Consider the following 17,923-nt stretch of genomic DNA (forward strand, 5'->3'; position numbering starts at 1 on the left):
TTGCCGCCGAGAATGAGGGCCACACGGATTGCTGGGGGTGGGATCGACTGGTGGGCGACTTTCCGCTCGAAATCGTACTGGCGCTCATCGGTATCGCCGTGCCCATCGGGGCGTTCCTGTGGGAGTTCGTCTTCGCAGGCCGTAGGCGGCTCGGCTATCGGGTGCAGATGGACACCCCGGTCACCGGCGAGATCGAGTCGGTGTTCCCGGGAGTGCTGCCGCAGCTGCGCCCCGCCTCCGACGGGTCCAGTCCGGACCTGAAGGACATCTCGGTTGTCTTGGTGCGCATCGAGAACAGCGGCGTCACGACGATCGATACCCATGACTACAAGGCGCCTGAGGCCGCGCGGATCGGTCTGCACTTGCGCTTTCCCCAGCGCAGGGTGATCGGGATGGCGGTGAACGAACTCAGCGATCCCGCGCTGGCCGACAATCTCGACGCCGACTCCGGCATCGCGGTGCGCGAGGACACCGGCGGGCACATCGGCGTGATCGATCTGCCGAAGGTGCCGCTCGGCCCCGGCGATCACTACAAGATCCTGGCGATCCTGCAGCGTTCCGAAGGTGTCGGCGAATACCCGCAACCGGTGGTGCGGGGCGGCATCAAAGGCGGCCGGATCACCGAGACCCGCAGCCGCACCGGCATTCCCCTGATGATGGTCGCGCTCACGCTCTTCCTGGTGCTGGTGATCGTCGTCCAACTGGTGGTGGCCGCGCTGGAGCCGTCGCCGATGCCGTTGGACTGCGCCTCGGGAAAACTGACCGTGGTCGGGTCCTCGGCGTTCGGACCGGTGCTCGAGGAAGCCGCCCGGCAGTACCGGAAGCGTTGCACGGAGGCGGATTTCGCGTTCGGCTTCGAAGGCACCGAGCGCGGACTGGACCGGCTCGCCGAAGAGGGCGCGGGCAACGCGGGGTTGCTCGCCGTCACCGACGGCGCGAAGGGCAGCGGTTATCCGGCGTTGGTGCACCGACCGCTCGCGTTGTCACTGTTCGCCCTGGTCGTGCATCCCGGCGTCGGGGTCCGCGGTCTCACCGTAGCCCAGGTCCAGGATCTGTACCGCGGGAAGATCGGCAATTGGCGGGCGGTGGGCGGTCCGGACCTGCCGGTGGTACTGGTCAACCGCACCCCGGGCTCGGGTTCGCGGAACACGCTCGAGCGCAGGCTGCTCGACGGCTCCCAGCCGGATCGCCCGCACCTGAGCTGCACGGCGCTGAAGGGCACGGTCGTCACCGAGCCCGCGCACTGCGAGGTGCAGGTGACCGCCGACATGCGCAAGGCGGTGGCCGAGCTCCCCGGCGCCATCGGCTATGCCGAGTTCTCCGAGGCCCTCGACGCGGGTCTGCCGACTCTCATGATCGACGGTGTGGGCCCCGGCCGCGACGCCGCGATGCGGCGCACCTATCCGTTCTGGGGAGTCGAGTACGCCTACAGCAACGGCGAGTTGCCCGGGGACTCACTGGCCGCGAGTTTCCTGCACTTCCTGACCGATCAGACCGGTAAGGAGGTGCTGCGTGCGCACGGCAACGCACCGTGTGCCGACCTGCCCGACCCCGGCCGCTGCCTCCCGGATCAGTGAACTCCGCGGGCGCCGCAGCGCCGAGGTGTCGGTGGGGTGGGCGACGATAGCCGCATGACGAAACTGTCACGGCGCGAGCTGAATCGGACGCTGCTGGTCCGGCAGAAGTTGGTGGAGCGGGTGGGCATGCCGCCGCTGGAACTGGTCCGGCAGCTGGTCGCGGTACAGGGCCAGGAACCGAACTGGCCCTATGTGGGCCTGTGGTCGCGCCTGGTGAACTTCCGGCACGACGACTTGGCCGCGCTGCTGCGCGATCGCTCGCTGGTGCGCTCCACCATGATTCGCCGGACCGTGCACTTGGCCGACGCCGCGGACTACCGCTGGCTGCGGCCGACGGTGCAGCCCGTGGTCGACGCCGCGCTGAAAGCGCCGTACTTCCGTGCCGAGATCGACGGCGTCGACTTGGCCGCACTCGCGGCGGCGGGGCGTGAGCTGCTGGCCGGGCGGCAGCTGCGCCGCCGCGAACTCGGCGAACTGCTCGCCCGGCGTTTCCCGGGCAGGCACCCGCGCAGACTCGCCGAAACCGTCGAGTTGCTGGTGCCGTTGACGCATGGCCCCGAGACCGGCGCGTGGGGACGGTGGCGCAATCGGCACGTCACGGTGGGGTCGGCCGAGGAATGGACGGGCGCGCCGACGGCGGTGCCGCAGCCCGCGACGCTGGTGCTGCGTTACCTGGCCGCCTTCGGTCCGGCCACGGTGGCCGACATGCAGGCGTGGGCGGGCGTCACCCGGCTGGCCGAAGTCGTCGACGATATGCGCTCCCGGCTGCGCGTGTTCACCGACGACGAGCATCGCGTGCTGTTCGATCTGCCGGAGGCGCCGTTGGCCGAGCCGGAACTTCCGGCGCCCGTGCGTTTCCTGCCCGCCTTCGACAATGTGCTGCTCGGCCACAAGGACCGCCGCAGGATCATCAGCGAGGACGACCGCAAGCGCACCGCCAAGGAAGCTTCCGCGGGCGTTCCGGTATACCTGGTCGACGGTTTCGCGCACGGCCGCTGGTCGCTGGACGGCGCCACGCTGCGCATCGTTCCTTGGCACCCGCTGTCCGCCGCCGACGAGGCGGCGGTGCGGGCGGAAGCCGAAGACCTGCTGCGGTTCGTCCTGGCGGGCGGCGACGCCACCCCGGCAGGCCACGACCCACAGGTTGTTGTCGACGGGTGATGCGCGCTGCGGCCGACAAGGCGGGGCCACCGGCTTACCCATCGGTTGCCGAACGAACGCTGGGCGGCGCGATTTTTCCCGAACTGTTTGGTTTGAACCTCCCCGCCTGAGGTACCTCCCACTCGGCCCCCCTGCTCACACCGACGGCGTGACCAGGCCAACCAAGCCCCATGGACGGCGGTGCAGCTAGGTCTTCACCCCCGCCGCGGCGGCCACTTAGTTCAGTTCGGCGCCCGGTACTCCGAGTGCTGGGTGAATGCGAGTGAGTGCTATTTGGTTGTCCCTGGAAGGAGGGTCATGAGCGCGCTTTCCGTGCCGATTTCCGCGCAGGCGTCGTCCGATCTGGAGATGCCGTCGTGCGACTACTTGTCGACAGACCGTTCCAGCGGCCCGTTTCGCATCGCGATGGTCGTGCCGCCGTACTTCGACGTGCCGCCCAAGGCATACGGCGGCGTCGAGGCCGTGGTGGCCGATCTGGTCGACGCATTGGTGGCCCGTGGCCATGACGTCACGCTGCTGGGCGCGGGGGAGCCGGGGACGAAGGCGAAGTTCGTGCCGGTGTGGGAGCGAGCGCTGCCCGAGCGCCTCGGAGAGCCGTTCCCCGAGGTCGTGCACGCGCTGCGGGTGCGCCGCGCCATCGAGAAGCTCGTGGCCACATCGGGTATCGACCTGGTGCACGACCACACCTTCGCCGGCCCGCTCAACGCGACCGTCTTCCAGAACATGGGCTTACCGACGGTGCTCACCGTGCACGGCCCGGTCGAGGACGACATCTACCGCTACTACCAGGATCTGGGCGACGAAGTGGCGCTGGTGGCGATCAGCGACCGCCAGCGCGAACTGGCGCCGGGTCTGAATTGGTCCGGGCGCGTGCACAACGCGCTGCACGTCGACGACTGGCCGTTCCGGGTGGAGAAGGACGACTACGCGCTGTTCCTCGGCCGGTTCAACGAGTGCAAGGCGCCGCACCTGGCGCTGGAGGCCGCGCACGCCGCGGGGATCCCGCTCGTGCTGGCGGGCAAGTGCAGCGAGCGTCCGGAGCAGGCATACTTCGAGGCCAAGGTGCGGCCACTGTTGACGGAAAACGATCACGTGTTCGGTCTCGCCGACGCGGCGGCCAAGCGTAAGCTGCTTGCGAACGCGCGTTGCCTGTTGTTCCCGATCCGCTGGGAGGAACCGTTCGGCATGGTGATGATCGAATCCATGGTCTGTGGCACGCCGGTAGTCGCGCTGCGCGGCGGGGCGGTGTCCGAGGTGATCGTCGACGGCGTGACCGGCCGCATCTGCGAGGATCCCGCCGAATTGCCCGCGGCCATCGAGGAGGTCAGGGGCATCGACCCGTACGCGTGCCGAGCCCACGTGCAGGCGCATTTCGGCTCCGACACGCTCGGATTCGGCTACGAACAGGTATATCGCCGCGTGTTGCGTTCCAAGAAGCGGTTCGGTGCCGCGCCGGTGGACCTCGCGGCGCCTGCTGCCGCGCCGCTCGACGCGCCGGCGCCCGGCGCCGCGCCGATCCGGATCGCGGCGAGCGGATAGGCGTGACCGATTCCGCACCGTTGAGCCCCGCCCCCCTGAACTCCGGTGAGCCCACCGGGTTCGGGGGGTGCGGTTCGGTGACCCTGGTCGAAGGCGGCACGTTCTGCCTGTCCAATCGGCTCGGCGACGTCGAACCGGGCAAACCGCACGGATTGTTCTTTCGGGACGCGCGGGTGCTGTCCCGCTGGGAATTGCTGGTGAACGGCAAGCCCGCCGAGTCGCTTTCGGTGCTCAGTCCGGAGGCGTTCGCCGCCAGGTTCGTGTTGCGCAGGCCCCCGCAGGCGGGCCTGGCCGACAGCACGCTGCTGGTGGTGCGCGAACGGATCGTGGCCGACGGCATGCACGAGCTGATCACGCTGGAGAACATGGGCCGCGAGCCCACCGCGGTGCTGCTGGAGCTGCATGTGGACGCCGACTTCGTCGATCTCTTCGCGGTGAAGGAGGGTCGCGCGGGGCACGCGCGGGCCGACGTGACGGTCGCCGACGGCGAACTCGTGCTGCACGATCACGCCGACCGCAGCCGGGGGATCTCGATCTCGGCGACCGTGGAACCAGAAGTTCTTCCGGGTTCGCTGCTGTGGCGGGTGATCGTGCCGGTCGGCGAATGCTGGCAGACCGAGATCATCGCGCAGCCGACGGTGGGCAATCAGCGCTTCCAGGCGATCTCGCCGGGCGAGCACTACGGGGTCAGCGCACCGGGTCGCAAGATCGAGGCGTGGCGTGACACCGCCACCGACATCGCCGCCTCCGACCCGGCGCTCACCCGGGTGCTGCGCCGCACCGAAAGCGATCTGGGCGCGCTGCAGATGCACGACGAATCCGGCGATGCCCGGCCGTTCGTCGCCGCGGGCGCGCCGTGGTTCATGACCCTGTTCGGGCGCGACAGCCTGCTCACCGCGTGGATGGCGCTGCCGCTGGAGGTCGATCTGGCGCTGGGCACGTTGCAGCAGCTGGCGGAACTGCAAGGCCAGGACGTCAACCCGCTCACCGAAGAGGAACCCGGACGCATCATGCACGAGATGCGCCGCGGCCCGGCGGGCGGGCAGGTCTTCGGCGGCAACATCTACTACGGGACCGCCGACGCCACACCGCTGTTCGTCATGCTGCTCGCCGAATGCCATCGCTGGGGCGCCGACCCGGAGGTGATCCGGCAGATGCTGCCTGCCGCCGACGCCGCGCTGCGCTGGATCACCGACTACGGCGACCGGGACGGGGACGGCTTCGTCGAGTACCGCCGCGCCACCGACCGCGGCCTGATCAACCAGGGCTGGAAGGACAGCTTCGACGGAATCAACGACGTCACCGGCCATATCGCCGAGGCGCCCATCGCGCTGTGCGAGGTACAGGGTTACGTGCACGCCGCGATGCTGGCCAGGGCCGAGCTGGCCGAGGCGTTCGACGACCCGCGGCTGGCCGGCCTGCTGCGTGAACGCGCCGCGGAGTTGCGTGTCAAGTTCGCCGAGCAGTTCTGGCTGCCCGACCGCGGCTGGTACGCCGTGGCGCTGGACGGCGGTAAGCGCCAGGTCGACGCGCTGACCAGCAATGTGGCCCACTGCCTCTGGTCGGGCATCGCTACCGACGAGCACGCGGCGGAAGTGGTGGCGCGCCTGGCGGGTCCGGAGATGGACTCCGGCTTCGGACTGCGCACCTTGGCGTCGAACATGGGCGCCTACAACCCGATGAGCTATCACTGTGGCTCGGTGTGGCCGCACGACACGGCGATCGCGGTGGCGGGCCTGCTGCGCTACCGGCACGTGCCCGGCGCGATCGAGTTGGCGACGCGGCTGGCCACCGGTCTGCTGGACGCGGCCGCGGTGTTCGACGGGCGCCTGCCGGAGTTGTTCTGCGGCTTTCCCCGGTCGCGATTCGCCACGCCGGTGCCGTACCCGACTTCCTGTTCGCCGCAGGCGTGGGCGAGCGCGGCGCCGCTGCTGCTGGTGCGCGCGTTCCTCGGACTCGATCCCGACGCGCCGACCCGGACGCTCACCGTCCGTCCGCAGCTGCCCGCGCGGTGGGGGAAGGTCTCGCTGCGCGCGTTGCGGCTCGGCGCGACCACCGTCGACCTGGAGGCGGAGGGAGCGCAGATCACCGCGGCGCGCCTGCCCGACGACTGGCGGCTGGTGACCAGATGAGGCGCACCGGTTGCCGCGAGGCACGAGCGGGTATGCCTCCGGCGTAAGGATATCGGCAAGCCCTTCTCGCACTGATCCACAGCACGGGAGGTGCACGATGCAGACATCGCTGGATACGCAAGACCTGTGGCGGGCCCGATACCGGGACTGTTCCGTGGAGCCGTCGACAGATCTCGACATGGATCGCGCATTGTTCATCCGCAGCGTGCACGCCGGTCACGGCCCCGAGTGCCGCCAGTACCTCGCGGCGGCCGCGTATTGTCTCGACCACGGGGACGAGCACTGACCCGGCGGCACCGCGGCGACGGGTAGCGCACTCTTCACCCGTCGAGACGCCGGGATACGCGCGGCCGCCTACAGAATCGCGAAGGCGACGACCAGCCCGAGCGCGAAATGCGCGGCCGCCACCACGAGCACCTCGGTGGTGTAGGTGTCGGCGTGCAGCGCGGCGCCGATGTCGATGCCGAGCGCACGCTCGATGACGCGCACCGAGATGACCTGGGCGACGATGCCGACCAGGCCGAACACCAGCGCGGCGATCAGACCCTCGGACAGCTTGCCACCGCCGCCGACGGCGAAGATGGCGAGCACGACGATGAACGCCATGCTGATCATGCCCGCAGCGGTGACGATGATGGCGTTCGGCTTGCCCGCTATCACCAGCGTGCGCAACTTGCCCGGCGTGGTCAGGTCGATGGCGAAGAAGCCGACGAGCATGAGCACCAAGCCGGCGAGGGCGTAGAGGATGATCGCTCCCACACCCTCGCCCAGCGAACTCCAGTACCCCGATTCCAGGGCGACTGCGGTCATCTTGATCCTTCCGAGACGGGTTGGCGTACGGCCGAGACGGATTCGTGTTCGACGGTGACGAGGCTCAATCGGTGATGCGGTGCGGGACGAAGGCGGAGCCGTCGTCGGTGATCAGTCCCGCGGTCTCGCGGATGCCGAGGCCCGCCGCGGCGTCGCCGACGATCCACGCGCCGAGCACCGGGCGCATGTCGTCGAATTCCGGCAGCGGGTCGAGCAGTTGGTACACGTAGCCTTCCTCGCCGTAGACACCGCCGGTCGCGGTTTCCAGACCGGCGCCGACGATCGTCATATTGGCGCCTTCGCGTCCCAGCTTCGGTTTGCGGATGTACTCGGTGAGCTCGTGCGGCGAGTCGAGGTAGGCGGGCAGCAGATTCGGGTGGCCGGGGTACATCTCCCACAGCACCGCCAGGATCGCCTTGTTGCTCAACAGCGTCTTCCACAGCGGTTCGATCCACATGGTCTCGGGCAGGCTGTCCACGACGCGCTTGCCGAACTCGTCGTCGAGCACCCACTCCCATGGGTAGAGCTTGAAGATCGCCTCGATGGGGGCCTCCGCCAGATCCACGAAGCGTTCCAGCTCCGAATCGAATCCGATTTCCTCGATGGGCAGAGCGACGGTGTCGAACCCGGCCTCGGCCGCGGTCTCCTGCAGGTAGGCGGTGGTGACGTTGTCCTCGCCGGTGGCGTCCGCGCCCGACCAGCTGAAGTGCAGTTGCGCGGTGGGCAGCACGTCGCGCAGCTCGCCCCATCGTTCGACCAGCTTCTCGTGCAACGAGTTCCATTGGTCACCGCCCGGGTAGCGGTCGGTCAGCCAGTGCCACTGCACGATCGCCGCCTCCAGCAGCGATGTCGGCGTGTCCGCGTTGTACTCCAGCAGCTTCGCCGGACGCCGCGCGTCGTAGCGCAGGTCGAAGCGCCCGTACACGTACGGATCGGAGCGCCGCCAGGATTCCGCGATCGGACCCCAGCTCCACTCGGGCAGGCCGAAATCGGCGTACCGCTCGGTGAGCACGATGTGCTCCACCGCGTTCAGGCACATCGAATGCAGGAGTTCGACGTCGGCCTCCAACGCGAGGATCTCCGACATCTCGAACTCGTAGTGCACCGACTCGTCCCAGTACGGGCGCGGCTGACCGCTCGCATCCCGGCCCGGCGACCCGTAGACCAGGCCCTGGCTTTCGATGGTCTGCTGCCAGCCCGCCCGGGGCGTATCCCGCACGCGTCGCATCTACGACCCTCCGCCGGTGCTCTTGCTGCCCAGACCGCCGCGCTGGATCGTGGTGCCGCTCTTGGTCTTGATCTCGGCGCCTTTCGGTTTGATCGTGGTGCCGCCCGTCGGCGGTTTGCCGATGGTGCCCGTGCCGCCGTAGTAGTAGCGGTACTGCGGCCCGCCGCCCAGGATGATCAAGCCCGGATTGACGCCGGTATCGCCGATGAAGCCGGGACGGCCGTCGCCGCAGTACGAGTCGTCGACCACGATCTCCTGGCCGTTCTCGGTCTTCACGCACTGCGCCGTCACCCGGTCCGGCGCGGCCAGCGCGCGATAGGCCAGATAGCCGCCGCCGACCAGGGCGGCGACGCCGACGATGGCGACACCGCCGATCATGACTCGCTTGCGGGTGCGCTTCTTGGCCTCCTCGGCCCAGGCGGCCGCGCGCTGTTCCTCCTCGGCGCGCCTGCGGGCCTTCTCCCTCGCCCGCGCCTCGGCCACGGTGGGCGGACGGGGCTGGGTGACGCCTGCTTCCTGGCGCTGGATACGGCCGGGCCGCGGCGGGACGGATGCCGGGGGAGGTTCGCCGCCCGGACCGCTCGCCTCACCGGGCGGCACCGAAGCCGGCGTCGACCAGTCGACGCCGGGCTGCTCGGCGTCACCGGCATCCGGCCGCTCCGTGCCCCGGGAGACGGGCGTCGACCAATCCTGTTCGTCGCCGGACGCGGGCGTAGCCGCAGTAGCGGGCTGCTCGTCCTCGCTCGGGCGCTGCGGCCCGGACGGCCGTTCGGGCTCGTCCCGGCGCTCGCCCTCACCCGGATTCCGCGTGCTCACCGCTGCGTCCCCCTCGTCGCCCGAACCACCACTACCGCTCCTCGAAACCGGTCAAATCACCCCGCGCGGGCTCCCAGCTTTCCACAACCAACCTCACCTGACCAGGTGTATCGCCGGATCGCAAGTGGGCGAGCAACCGCTCGCACGCCGCTCGCGGCCCCTCGGCGACCACGTGCACGCGGCCGTCCCTGGCGTTGGTGGCGTGCCCGACCAGGCCGAGTTCCAGAGCCCGCGACCGGGTCCACCAGCGGAAACCCACACCCTGCACCAGGCCGTGCACCCAGGCGCTCAACCGAACGGCCTCGTCCATCAGGCCTCGACATCGAACGACAGCGTCACCCTCGATCCCGCCTTCAGCGTCCGTCCCACCGTGCAGACCTTGTCGATCGCCCGCTGCACGGTGACCAGCAACCGTTCGCGGGCCTCGTCGTCGAGCTCGCTGAGGTCGAGTTCGAACACTTCCGCCAGGTGCGGGTACACCTCGTTCTCCCGGTCGGCGTCGCCGGAGACACGGATGGTCGCGTCGAAGTTGTCGCCGAGTTTGCGCGACAGCGGGAAGTCCGCGCTCAGGCCGGAACAGGCGGCGAGCGCGATCTTCAGCAGCTCGCCGGGGGTGAACACACCGGGAACGCCCTGCGAACCGATCAGGACTTCGGCACCGCGGGAGCTGCGCCCGGTGTAGGCCCTGGTACCGGTGCGCTCGACCCACAAGGTGGTCGGTTCCGGCGCGCTCGGCGCCGCGGTGGCGGTGACGGGTGTAGCGGTCTGTTCAGCCATGGGTTCGATCCTGCCATTGTCGTCGCAATCAACTCGCGCGCCTGGCAACGCCGCGCCAGGTCGCGCCATTCCGCGCGGTCGGCGGCCCGTGGCCGGGATTACTACTCCTGGAACCGGTAACCCATGCCCGCCTCGGTGAGCAGGTGCTTGGGGCGCGACGGATCGTCCTCCAGTTTGCGGCGCAATTGCGCCAGATAGACCCGCAGGTAGTGGGTCTCGGTGGCGTAGGAGGGGCCCCACACTTCGCGGAGCAGCTCACGCCGTCCGACCAATTTGCCGCGGTTGCGCACCAGCATCTCGAGCATGCCCCACTCGGTGGGGGTCAGGTGCACGGTCTCGCCGCGTTTGGTGACCTTCTTGGCGGCCAGGTCGACGGTGAACGAATCGGTGGTCACGACCGGCGCCGAGGCGTCGGGATCGATGGCGCCGCGCCGGACCGCGGCGCGCAGCCGGGCCAGCAGCTCGTCCATGCCGAAGGGCTTGGTGACGTAGTCGTCGGCGCCCGCGTCCAGCGCTTCGACCTTGTCGGCGGAATCGGTCCGCGCCGACAGCACGATCACCGGCGCCGAGGTCCAGCCGCGCAATCCGGCGAGCACCTCGATGCCGTCCATATCGGGCAGGCCGAGGTCGAGAACCACGACGTCCGGGTGCCGGTCGGCGGCCGCGCGCAGGGCCGCCCCGCCGGTCGCGGCGGTGATCACGTCGTAGCCGCGGACGGACAGATTGATCCGCAACGCGCGCACGATCTGCGGTTCGTCGTCGACCACGAGCACCTTCGTCGCCACCGCCTCGGACGTCTTCGCCACCACCGCCGCCTCCTGTGTCGTCGCGGACACCTCACTCACCCGCGTTCGTCGTCTCGTGCGCTACGGCGCCGCCCGCGCCGTGGGCGTCCGGCGGCTCGCCGCCGGGCAAGTCGACCAGCACGGTCAATCCTCCCCCGGGGGTCGGCTCGGCATGCACCGTGCCGCCCATCGCTTCGACGAACCCGCGCACCACCGACAGGCCGAGCCCGACGCCGGTGGTGTTGTCGCGGTCGCCCAGGCGCTGGAAGGGTTCGAACAGCTGCTCCTCGGTGCCGTGCGGGACACCGGGACCGGTGTCGACGACCGCGATCGCGACCCGGTCGCCCGCGCGTTCGGCGGTGATCCGGACCGTGCCCGCGCGCGGCGCGTGCCGCAACGCGTTGTCGATCAGGTTCGCCAGCACCCGTTCCAGCAGGCCGCTGTCGGCGCGCACCGAGACGTCGTCGACCTCCACCCGGACCCGGTCCACCGCCGCGCGCCGCAGCCCCCGCGCGCCCATCCCGACGCTCACCAGTGCGCGGTGCACCGCCTCGTCCAGGTAGACCCGCCGCAACTGCGGCGTGACCACGCCGACCGCGAGCCGGGAGGAGTCGAGCAGATTGCCGACCAGCGCGGTGAGCTGATCCACCGATTCCTCGATCGTCTCCAGCAGTTCGGCGGTGTCCTCGGGGGAGAATTCGATGTCGTCGCTGCGCAGGCTGGAGACCGCCGCTTTGGCGCCTGCCAGCGGGGTGCGCAGATCGTGGCTTACCGCCGAGAGCAACGCCCGCCGCAGGCGGTCGGCCTCCAGCAGGGCCGCGGCGGCGCCGGCCTCCTCGGCCAGGCGCGCTTGCCGCACCAGCGCGACGGCCTGGTTGGTGACCGCGTTGAGCACCGGACGGTCCGCCGCCGCCAGCGGGCGGCCGGACAGCAGCAGCCGGTGGTGGGCGTCGCCGGCTTCCACCACGGTGTCCGCGTCGGAGGGCTGCCGCGGCGGGTCTGTGCCCACCTCGGCGAGCACTCGGTCGCCCGCCACCAGGCCGACGGCGCGCTGCGCGAAGACCTCCCTGATCTGTTCGAGCAGCCGGGGCAGATCCGCGCCGTGCAGGATCGCGCCGGAGAACATGGTGAGCAGTTCCGCCTGCCGGGATGCCTTGCGCGCCTGAGCGGTTCGCTTCGCGGCCAGATCGACCAGCGCCGCCACCGCGACGGCGACGATGAGCAGCACCACCACGGTGATGAAGCTGTTCGGCTCGGCGATGGTGAGGCTGTAGCGCGGCGGCGCGAAGAACCAGTTCAGCAACAGGCCCGACAGCAGCGCCGAGAACGACGCGGGCACGACGCCGCCGAGCAGCGCCACCGCCACTACGCCGACCACGAACACGGCGCTGATCCCGCCGAGATCGAGCACGTCGTCGAGGTAGGCGGCACTGACGGCGCAGACCACGGCCGGTACGAGAACCGCCGCGAGCCAGGCCGCCACGGGGCGGCGCGGATGCAGAGCCGCGTACCGGAATCCGCGGTGGGCCTCCTCGTGCGTCACCATGTGCACGTCGATCTTGCCGGAGCGCTGCACCACCGTGGAGCCGATGCCCTCGTCGAAGATGCGCGCCCAGCGCGAGCGCCGGGAGGTGCCGAGCACGAGCTGGGTGGCGTTCACCTCGCGGGCGAACTCGAGCAGCGCGGTGGGCACGTCCTCGCCGGTGACGGTATGCAGCGAGGCGTCCAGGCTCGCCGCCAGCTCGCGCAGCCGGGCCAGCCGCTCGGTGGAGACCCCGGCCAGGCCGTCGCCGCGCACCACGTGCACGACTACCAGATCGGCACTGGATTTGGTGGCGATCCGGCCGGCCCGGCGCACGATGGTCTCGGATTCCGGACCGCCGGTCACCGCCACCACGACGCGTTCGCGCGCCTCCCACAATTCGGTGATCTTGTGGTCGGCCCGGTACCTGGCCAGCGCGGCGTCGACCTGGTCGGCCAGCCACAGCAGCGCCAGTTCGCGCAGGGCCGTGAGGTTCCCCGCGCGGAAGTAGTTGCGCAGCGCCGCGTCGATCTTCTCGGCGGCGTACACATTGCCGTGGGAAAGCCTGCGCCGCAGCGCTTCCGGGGTGATATCGACCAGTTCCACCTGGTCCGCCCCGCGCACCACCGCGTCGGGCACGGTCTCGCGCTGCTGGATGCCGGTGATCTGCTCGACGACGTCGTTGAGGCTCTCCAGATGCTGCACGTTGACCGTGGAGATCACGTCGATACCCGCGTCGAGTAGCTCCGCCACGTCCTGCCAGCGCTTCTCGTGCTTGCTGCCGGGCGTGTTGGTGTGCGCCAGCTCGTCGACCAGCACCACCGCGGGCGCGCGCCGCAACACCGCCTCCACATCGAGTTCCGCGAAGGTGCTGCCGCGATAGTCGATCAGCTTCGGCGGTACGCGCTCGATGCCATCGAGCAGTTTCGCGGTCTTCTCCCTGCCGTGCGTCTCGACCACCGCGGCCACCACGTCGCGACCGCGCTCCAGCCGCCGGTGCGCCTCGCCGAGCATGGCGTAGGTCTTGCCGACTCCCGGCGCGGCGCCGAGGTAGATACGCAGCTGCCCGCGTTTCACGCCTTCATCATCGCGCGTCGCGCTGCTCGGGCCGAGCACCCCTGGGTGGTCTGGGCGTGCGGCGACGTCACCGCGGCGGGCCCGACGTCACCGCCACACATCGTCGGCCTCGAGCACCACCGGCTGGGGCCGTGGCGCCTGCACACGCATGCCGAGCGCGCGGATGGTCAGCACGCAGCAGACGAAGGCGACGACGATGATCATTGCCGACATTGCGATCCTCTCTTTGCCGGATGGCGCCGGTCGCGCGGAGATATCGCGCCTGGCCGGTTCTCCACTTCTACCGCCGCCAGACCGGCCGACCTCCATTTTTACGGTGTGTTGACGGTCGGTCCGCCTTCTTTGACGCCATCCTTGCGGGCGTCGCGTGCCCGTCAACGAAGCGCAAATGCCGAGTACCGAGACGTCAAGAAGTCGTCAGGAGACGACCGGACGCGCCATCGAGGCGTTTCACTCGCTCTGTCGCGCCGAAGCATGGCGCGTGGATGGAGGTTGTCGAGTGATGTCGGTCGTGGTGTTCACCGCGCTCACCGTGGCGGCGTTCGCGCTGCTGGGGTTGATCCAGCGCGGGGTGGAGAAGTTGTGACGGCGAATCTGATCGGTCTGGTTCTCGCCGTCGGTGTCGCGGTCTATCTGATCGCGGCGCTGCTGTTTCCCGAGAGGTTCTGAGTGAGCACGACAACCGCGGGGATCGTCTTCGTGGCCTCCCTGATCCTGGCGCTCGCGCTGGTGCACGTGCCGCTGGGCGACTACATGTACCGGGTCTACGACGGACGCGAGCATTCGCGCGTCGAACGTCTCGTCTACCGCGCGATCGGAGCGCACCCCGAAGTCGAGCAGCCTTGGCCCGTGTACGCGCGCAGCGTGCTGGCCTTCTCGGCGGTCGGCATTCTCTTCCTGTTCTTCTTCCAGCTCGTGCAGGGCCGGTTACCCCTGCACCTGAACGATCCGGGCACCGAGATGACGCCCGCGCTGGCCTGGAACACCGCGGTCAGTTTCGTCACCAACACCAACTGGCAGAACTACTCCGGTGAATCCACCCAGGGCCACCTGGTGCAGATGGCCGGGCTCGCGGTGCAGAACTTCGTCTCGGCGGCGGTGGGCATGGCGGTGGCCGTGGCGCTCGTACGCGGGTTCGCTCGCAGGCATACCGGCGATCTCGGCAATTTCTGGGTGGATCTGGTGCGCGGCACGCTGCGCATTCTGCTGCCGATCGCCTTCGTCTTCGCGCTCGTGCTGGTGGCGGGGGGTGTGATCCAGAATTTTCACCTGCACGACCAAGCGGCGCAGACGCTGAGCGGGACGCGGCAGACCATCACCGGCGGCCCGGTCGCCAGCCAAGAGGTGATCAAGGAACTCGGCACCAACGGCGGCGGCTTCTACAACGCCAACTCCTCGCATCCGTTCGAGAACCCGGCCGCTTGGACCAACTGGGTGGAGATCTTCTTGCTGCTGATGATCAGCTTCTCGCTGCCGCGCACCTTCGGCCGGATGGTGGGCAGCCGCAGGCAGGGCTACGCGATCGTCGCGGTGATGGGGACGATCGCACTGATCAGCGTCACGCTGACGAACCTGTTCCAGCTCCAGCACCACGGCACGGTGCCGACCGCGATCGGCGCGTCGATGGAAGGCGTGGAACAGCGCTTCGGCGTGTCGAATTCGGCGACCTTCGCCGCTTCGACCACGCTGACCTCGACAGGCGCGGTCGATTCTTTCCACGACTCCTACACCAGCCTCGGCGGCATGATGACCATGTTCGACATGCAGCTGGGCGAGGTGGCGCCCGGCGGTGTGGGGTCGGGCTTGTACGGCATGCTGATCCTGGCGGTGATCACGGTGTTCATCGCGGGCCTTATGGTCGGACGCACACCGGAGTACCTGGGCAAGAAGATCACGCCGCGCGAGATCAAGCTCGCCGCCTCGTACTTCCTGATCAGCCCGCTGATCGTGCTCGTGGGCACCGCCGCGGCGATGGCGATGCCGGGCCGGCGCGCGAGCATGCTGAACTCCGGGCCGCACGGTCTGTCGGAGGTGCTGTACGCCTTCACCTCGGCCGCCAACAACAACGGCTCGGCCTTCGCGGGCCTGACCGGCAACACCGAGTGGTACAACACCGCGCTGGGCGTGGCCATGCTGTTCGGTCGCTTCCTGCCGATCATCTTCGTGCTCGCGCTGGCCGGTTCACTCGCACGGCAGGGCACCACTCCCGCGTCGATCGGCACGCTGCCGACGCACCGGCCGCAGTTCGTCGGCATGGTCGTCGGTGTGACGGTGATCCTGGTCGCGCTCACCTTCCTGCCCGCGCTGGCGCTCGGGCCGCTCGCCGAAGGGATCCACTGACATGTCCAGTTCCGCAATCGATGACCTGGTCTCGGTGCGGTCCGAGTCCGAGCGGCCGCGGCGGGGCAGGAATGTCCCGAGCGGGGTTCTCGACCCCAAGATGCTGCTGACGTCGCTACCGGACGCGGTTCGCAAGCTCGATCCGCGCACCCTGTGGCGCAACCCGGTGATGCTGATCGTCGAACTCGGCGCGGTGTGGGCGACCGTTCTCGCGCTGGCGGACCCGAGCTTCTTCGCCTGGTCGATCGTCGTGTGGCTGTGGCTCACGGTGATCTTCGCCAACCTGGCCGAGGCCGTCGCGGAGGGGCGCGGCAAGGCGCAGGCCGACGCACTGCGCAAGGCGAAGACCGACACCGTCGCGCGGCGGCTGGTGGAGTGGTCGCCGGGCGCGCGGGTGGTCGAGGAACGCGTCGCCGCCCCGGACCTGCGCCGTGGCGATCACGTCCTGGTCGAGGCCGGGCAGGTGATCCCGGGCGACGGCGACGTCGTGGAAGGCATCGCCTCGGTGGACGAGTCGGCGATCACCGGTGAATCCGCCCCGGTGATCCGGGAATCCGGCGGTGACCGTTCGGCGGTGACCGGCGGCACCACCGTGCTGTCGGACCGGATCGTCGTGCGGATCACCCAGGAGCCCGGCCGCAGCTTCATCGACAAGATGATCGCGCTGGTGGAGGGCGCGAGCAGGCAGAAGACCCCGAACGAGATCGCGCTGAACATCCTGTTGGCCGCGCTGACGATCATCTTCGTCTTCGCGGTCGTCACGCTGCAGCCGATGGCGATCTTCAGCAAGGCGAACAACCCGGGCGTGCCGGACACCTCGGCGCTGGACGCGCACGGAGTCACCGGCATCGTGCTGGTCTCGTTGCTGGTGTGCCTGATTCCCACGACCATCGGCGCGTTGCTGTCGGCGATCGGGATCGCGGGCATGGACCGTCTGGTGCAGCGCAATGTGCTCGCCATGTCCGGCCGTGCCGTCGAGGCCGCGGGCGATGTGAACACGCTGCTGCTGGACAAGACCGGCACCATCACGCTCGGCAACCGCCAGGCGGCGGACTTCGTCCCGGCGCCAGGCGTGCACGAGGCGGAATTGGCCGACGCCGCGCAGCTTTCCAGCCTGGCCGACGAGACGCCGGAGGGCCGTTCCATCGTGGTCTACGCCAAACAGGCCTACGGTTTGCGGGAACGGACGCCCGGCGAGCTGAGTCACGCGCGCTGGGTGGAGTTCACGGCGCAGACCCGGATGTCGGGCGTCGACGTCGATGACCGGATGCTGCGCAAGGGCGCGGCGAGTGCGGTCACCGAATGGGTGCGGTCGCACGGCGGTTCGGTGCCCGCTGAACTCGGCGCGACCGTGGACGGCATCTCCGCCGCGGGCGGCACGCCGCTGGTCGTCGGCCGGGTCGACGGCGACGGCGCCCGGGTGCTCGGCGTGATCCACCTCAAAGACGTGGTGAAGCAGGGCATGCGCGAGCGGTTCGACGAGATGCGCCGCATGGGCATCCGCACGGTGATGATCACCGGCGACAACCCGCTGACCGCCCAGGCGATCGCGGACGAAGCGGGCGTCGACGACTTCCTCGCCGAGGCGACGCCGGAAGACAAGCTGGCCCTGATCAAACGGGAACAGGAGGGCGGACGGCTCGTCGCGATGACCGGCGACGGCACCAACGACGCGCCCGCGCTCGCACAGGCCGACGTGGGCGTTGCGATGAACACCGGGACCTCGGCCGCCAAAGAGGCGGGCAACATGGTCGATCTGGACTCCGACCCCACCAAGCTGATCGAGATTGTCGAGATCGGCAAGCAGTTGCTCATCACGCGCGGGGCGCTGACGACGTTCTCCATCGCCAACGACATCGCCAAGTACTTCGCGATCATTCCCGCGCTGTTCGTGCCGCTGTTCCCCGGTCTCGACCTGCTCAACGTCATGCGGCTGTCCAGCCCGCAGTCGGCGATCCTGTCCGCGGTGATCTTCAACGCCGTCGTCATCGTGGCGCTGATCCCGCTGGCTCTACGCGGCGTGCGCTACCGGCCGTCGAACGCGTCGAAGTTGCTCAGCCGCAACCTGACCGTCTACGGGCTCGGCGGCATCATCGCGCCGTTCCTCGGCATCAAACTCATCGACCTCGCGGTCCAATTCCTCCCCGGGATGTCCTGAT

The 17,923-nt window shown here is 69.4% G+C and carries 17 protein-coding genes; 9 read left to right on the forward strand and 8 right to left on the reverse strand.

Annotated elements, in window-relative coordinates:
- Positions 1–50 precede the first annotated feature (50 nt).
- From GVY64_RS03725 to GVY64_RS03745, 5 genes are all read left to right on the forward strand, one after another.
- Positions 51–1,577 (forward strand): PstS family phosphate ABC transporter substrate-binding protein, encoded by a 1,527-nt coding sequence (locus tag GVY64_RS03725; RefSeq protein ID WP_159838706.1) that lies wholly within the window; start codon positions 51–53, stop codon positions 1,575–1,577.
- Positions 1,578–1,631: 54 nt separating this feature from the next.
- Positions 1,632–2,738, forward strand: coding sequence for a winged helix DNA-binding domain-containing protein (locus GVY64_RS03730; RefSeq protein WP_159838708.1), 1,107 nt, complete (start codon positions 1,632–1,634; stop codon positions 2,736–2,738).
- Between the two features lie 348 nt (positions 2,739–3,086).
- Positions 3,087–4,277, forward strand: coding sequence for a glycosyltransferase family 4 protein (locus tag GVY64_RS03735; protein WP_236566599.1), 1,191 nt, complete (start codon positions 3,087–3,089; stop codon positions 4,275–4,277).
- A 2-nt stretch (positions 4,278–4,279) separates the two neighbouring features.
- Positions 4,280–6,409 (forward strand): amylo-alpha-1,6-glucosidase, encoded by a 2,130-nt coding sequence (locus tag GVY64_RS03740; RefSeq protein WP_442939510.1) that lies wholly within the window; start codon positions 4,280–4,282, stop codon positions 6,407–6,409.
- 97 nt (positions 6,410–6,506) lie between these two features.
- Entirely contained in the window at positions 6,507–6,695 is a 189-nt protein-coding gene (locus tag GVY64_RS03745) for a hypothetical protein (protein ID WP_159838710.1), read from the forward strand.
- Between the two features lie 68 nt (positions 6,696–6,763).
- On the opposite strand, the gene GVY64_RS03750 is transcribed toward GVY64_RS03745, so the two are convergent.
- The 8 genes from GVY64_RS03750 to GVY64_RS38610 all read right to left on the reverse strand — a co-directional run bounded on the left by GVY64_RS03750 (position 6,764) and on the right by GVY64_RS38610 (position 13,637).
- Positions 6,764–7,219 (reverse strand): DUF350 domain-containing protein, encoded by a 456-nt coding sequence (locus GVY64_RS03750; RefSeq protein WP_159838712.1) that lies wholly within the window; start codon positions 7,217–7,219, stop codon positions 6,764–6,766.
- Positions 7,220–7,283: 64 nt separating this feature from the next.
- Positions 7,284–8,447, reverse strand: coding sequence for a glutathionylspermidine synthase family protein (locus tag GVY64_RS03755; protein WP_159838714.1), 1,164 nt, complete (start codon positions 8,445–8,447; stop codon positions 7,284–7,286).
- A complete protein-coding gene (locus GVY64_RS37650; RefSeq protein WP_236566587.1) occupies positions 8,448–9,263 on the reverse strand; it encodes a hypothetical protein in 816 nt (271 codons plus the stop codon).
- 31 nt (positions 9,264–9,294) lie between these two features.
- Complete coding sequence (locus GVY64_RS03765; protein WP_159838716.1) at positions 9,295–9,573, reverse strand: acylphosphatase; 279 nt, start codon at positions 9,571–9,573, stop codon at positions 9,295–9,297.
- Entirely contained in the window at positions 9,573–10,040 is a 468-nt protein-coding gene (locus GVY64_RS03770; protein ID WP_159838718.1) for an OsmC family protein, read from the reverse strand. The genes GVY64_RS03765 and GVY64_RS03770 overlap by 1 nt, the downstream gene beginning before the upstream one ends.
- 101 nt (positions 10,041–10,141) lie before the next feature.
- The gene (locus GVY64_RS03775) at positions 10,142–10,825 is read right to left on the reverse strand and encodes a response regulator (RefSeq protein ID WP_159838905.1); all 684 of its coding nucleotides are present in this window, start codon (positions 10,823–10,825) and stop codon (positions 10,142–10,144) included.
- 52 nt (positions 10,826–10,877) lie between these two features.
- Positions 10,878–13,424, reverse strand: a complete 2,547-nt coding sequence (locus GVY64_RS03780; protein WP_159838720.1) for a sensor histidine kinase — start codon at positions 13,422–13,424, stop codon at positions 10,878–10,880.
- Positions 13,425–13,511: 87 nt separating this feature from the next.
- Positions 13,512–13,637: a hypothetical protein gene (locus GVY64_RS38610; protein ID WP_268895584.1), complete on the reverse strand. Its 126-nt coding sequence runs from the start codon at positions 13,635–13,637 to the stop codon at positions 13,512–13,514.
- A gap of 268 nt (positions 13,638–13,905) precedes the next feature.
- Between GVY64_RS38610 and GVY64_RS37145 the strand changes: the two genes are divergently transcribed.
- The 4 genes from GVY64_RS37145 to kdpB all read left to right on the forward strand — a co-directional run bounded on the left by GVY64_RS37145 (position 13,906) and on the right by kdpB (position 17,922).
- On the forward strand, positions 13,906–14,010 hold the full coding sequence (locus GVY64_RS37145) for a potassium-transporting ATPase (protein WP_236566588.1): 105 nt from the start codon (positions 13,906–13,908) through the stop codon (positions 14,008–14,010).
- Positions 14,007–14,093, forward strand: coding sequence for a K(+)-transporting ATPase subunit F (kdpF, locus tag GVY64_RS39040; protein ID WP_063709536.1), 87 nt, complete (start codon positions 14,007–14,009; stop codon positions 14,091–14,093). The genes GVY64_RS37145 and kdpF overlap by 4 nt, the downstream gene beginning before the upstream one ends.
- Complete coding sequence (gene kdpA, locus GVY64_RS03790; RefSeq protein WP_159838724.1) at positions 14,094–15,764, forward strand: potassium-transporting ATPase subunit KdpA; 1,671 nt, start codon at positions 14,094–14,096, stop codon at positions 15,762–15,764. It abuts the gene before it with no gap.
- A gap of 100 nt (positions 15,765–15,864) precedes the next feature.
- Complete coding sequence (kdpB, locus tag GVY64_RS03795; protein WP_236566600.1) at positions 15,865–17,922, forward strand: potassium-transporting ATPase subunit KdpB; 2,058 nt, start codon at positions 15,865–15,867, stop codon at positions 17,920–17,922.
- Position 17,923 lies beyond the last annotated feature (1 nt).

This window comes from Nocardia sp. CY41, assembly GCF_009829325.1.
In the GTDB taxonomy this organism is placed as follows: domain Bacteria; phylum Actinomycetota; class Actinomycetes; order Mycobacteriales; family Mycobacteriaceae; genus Nocardia.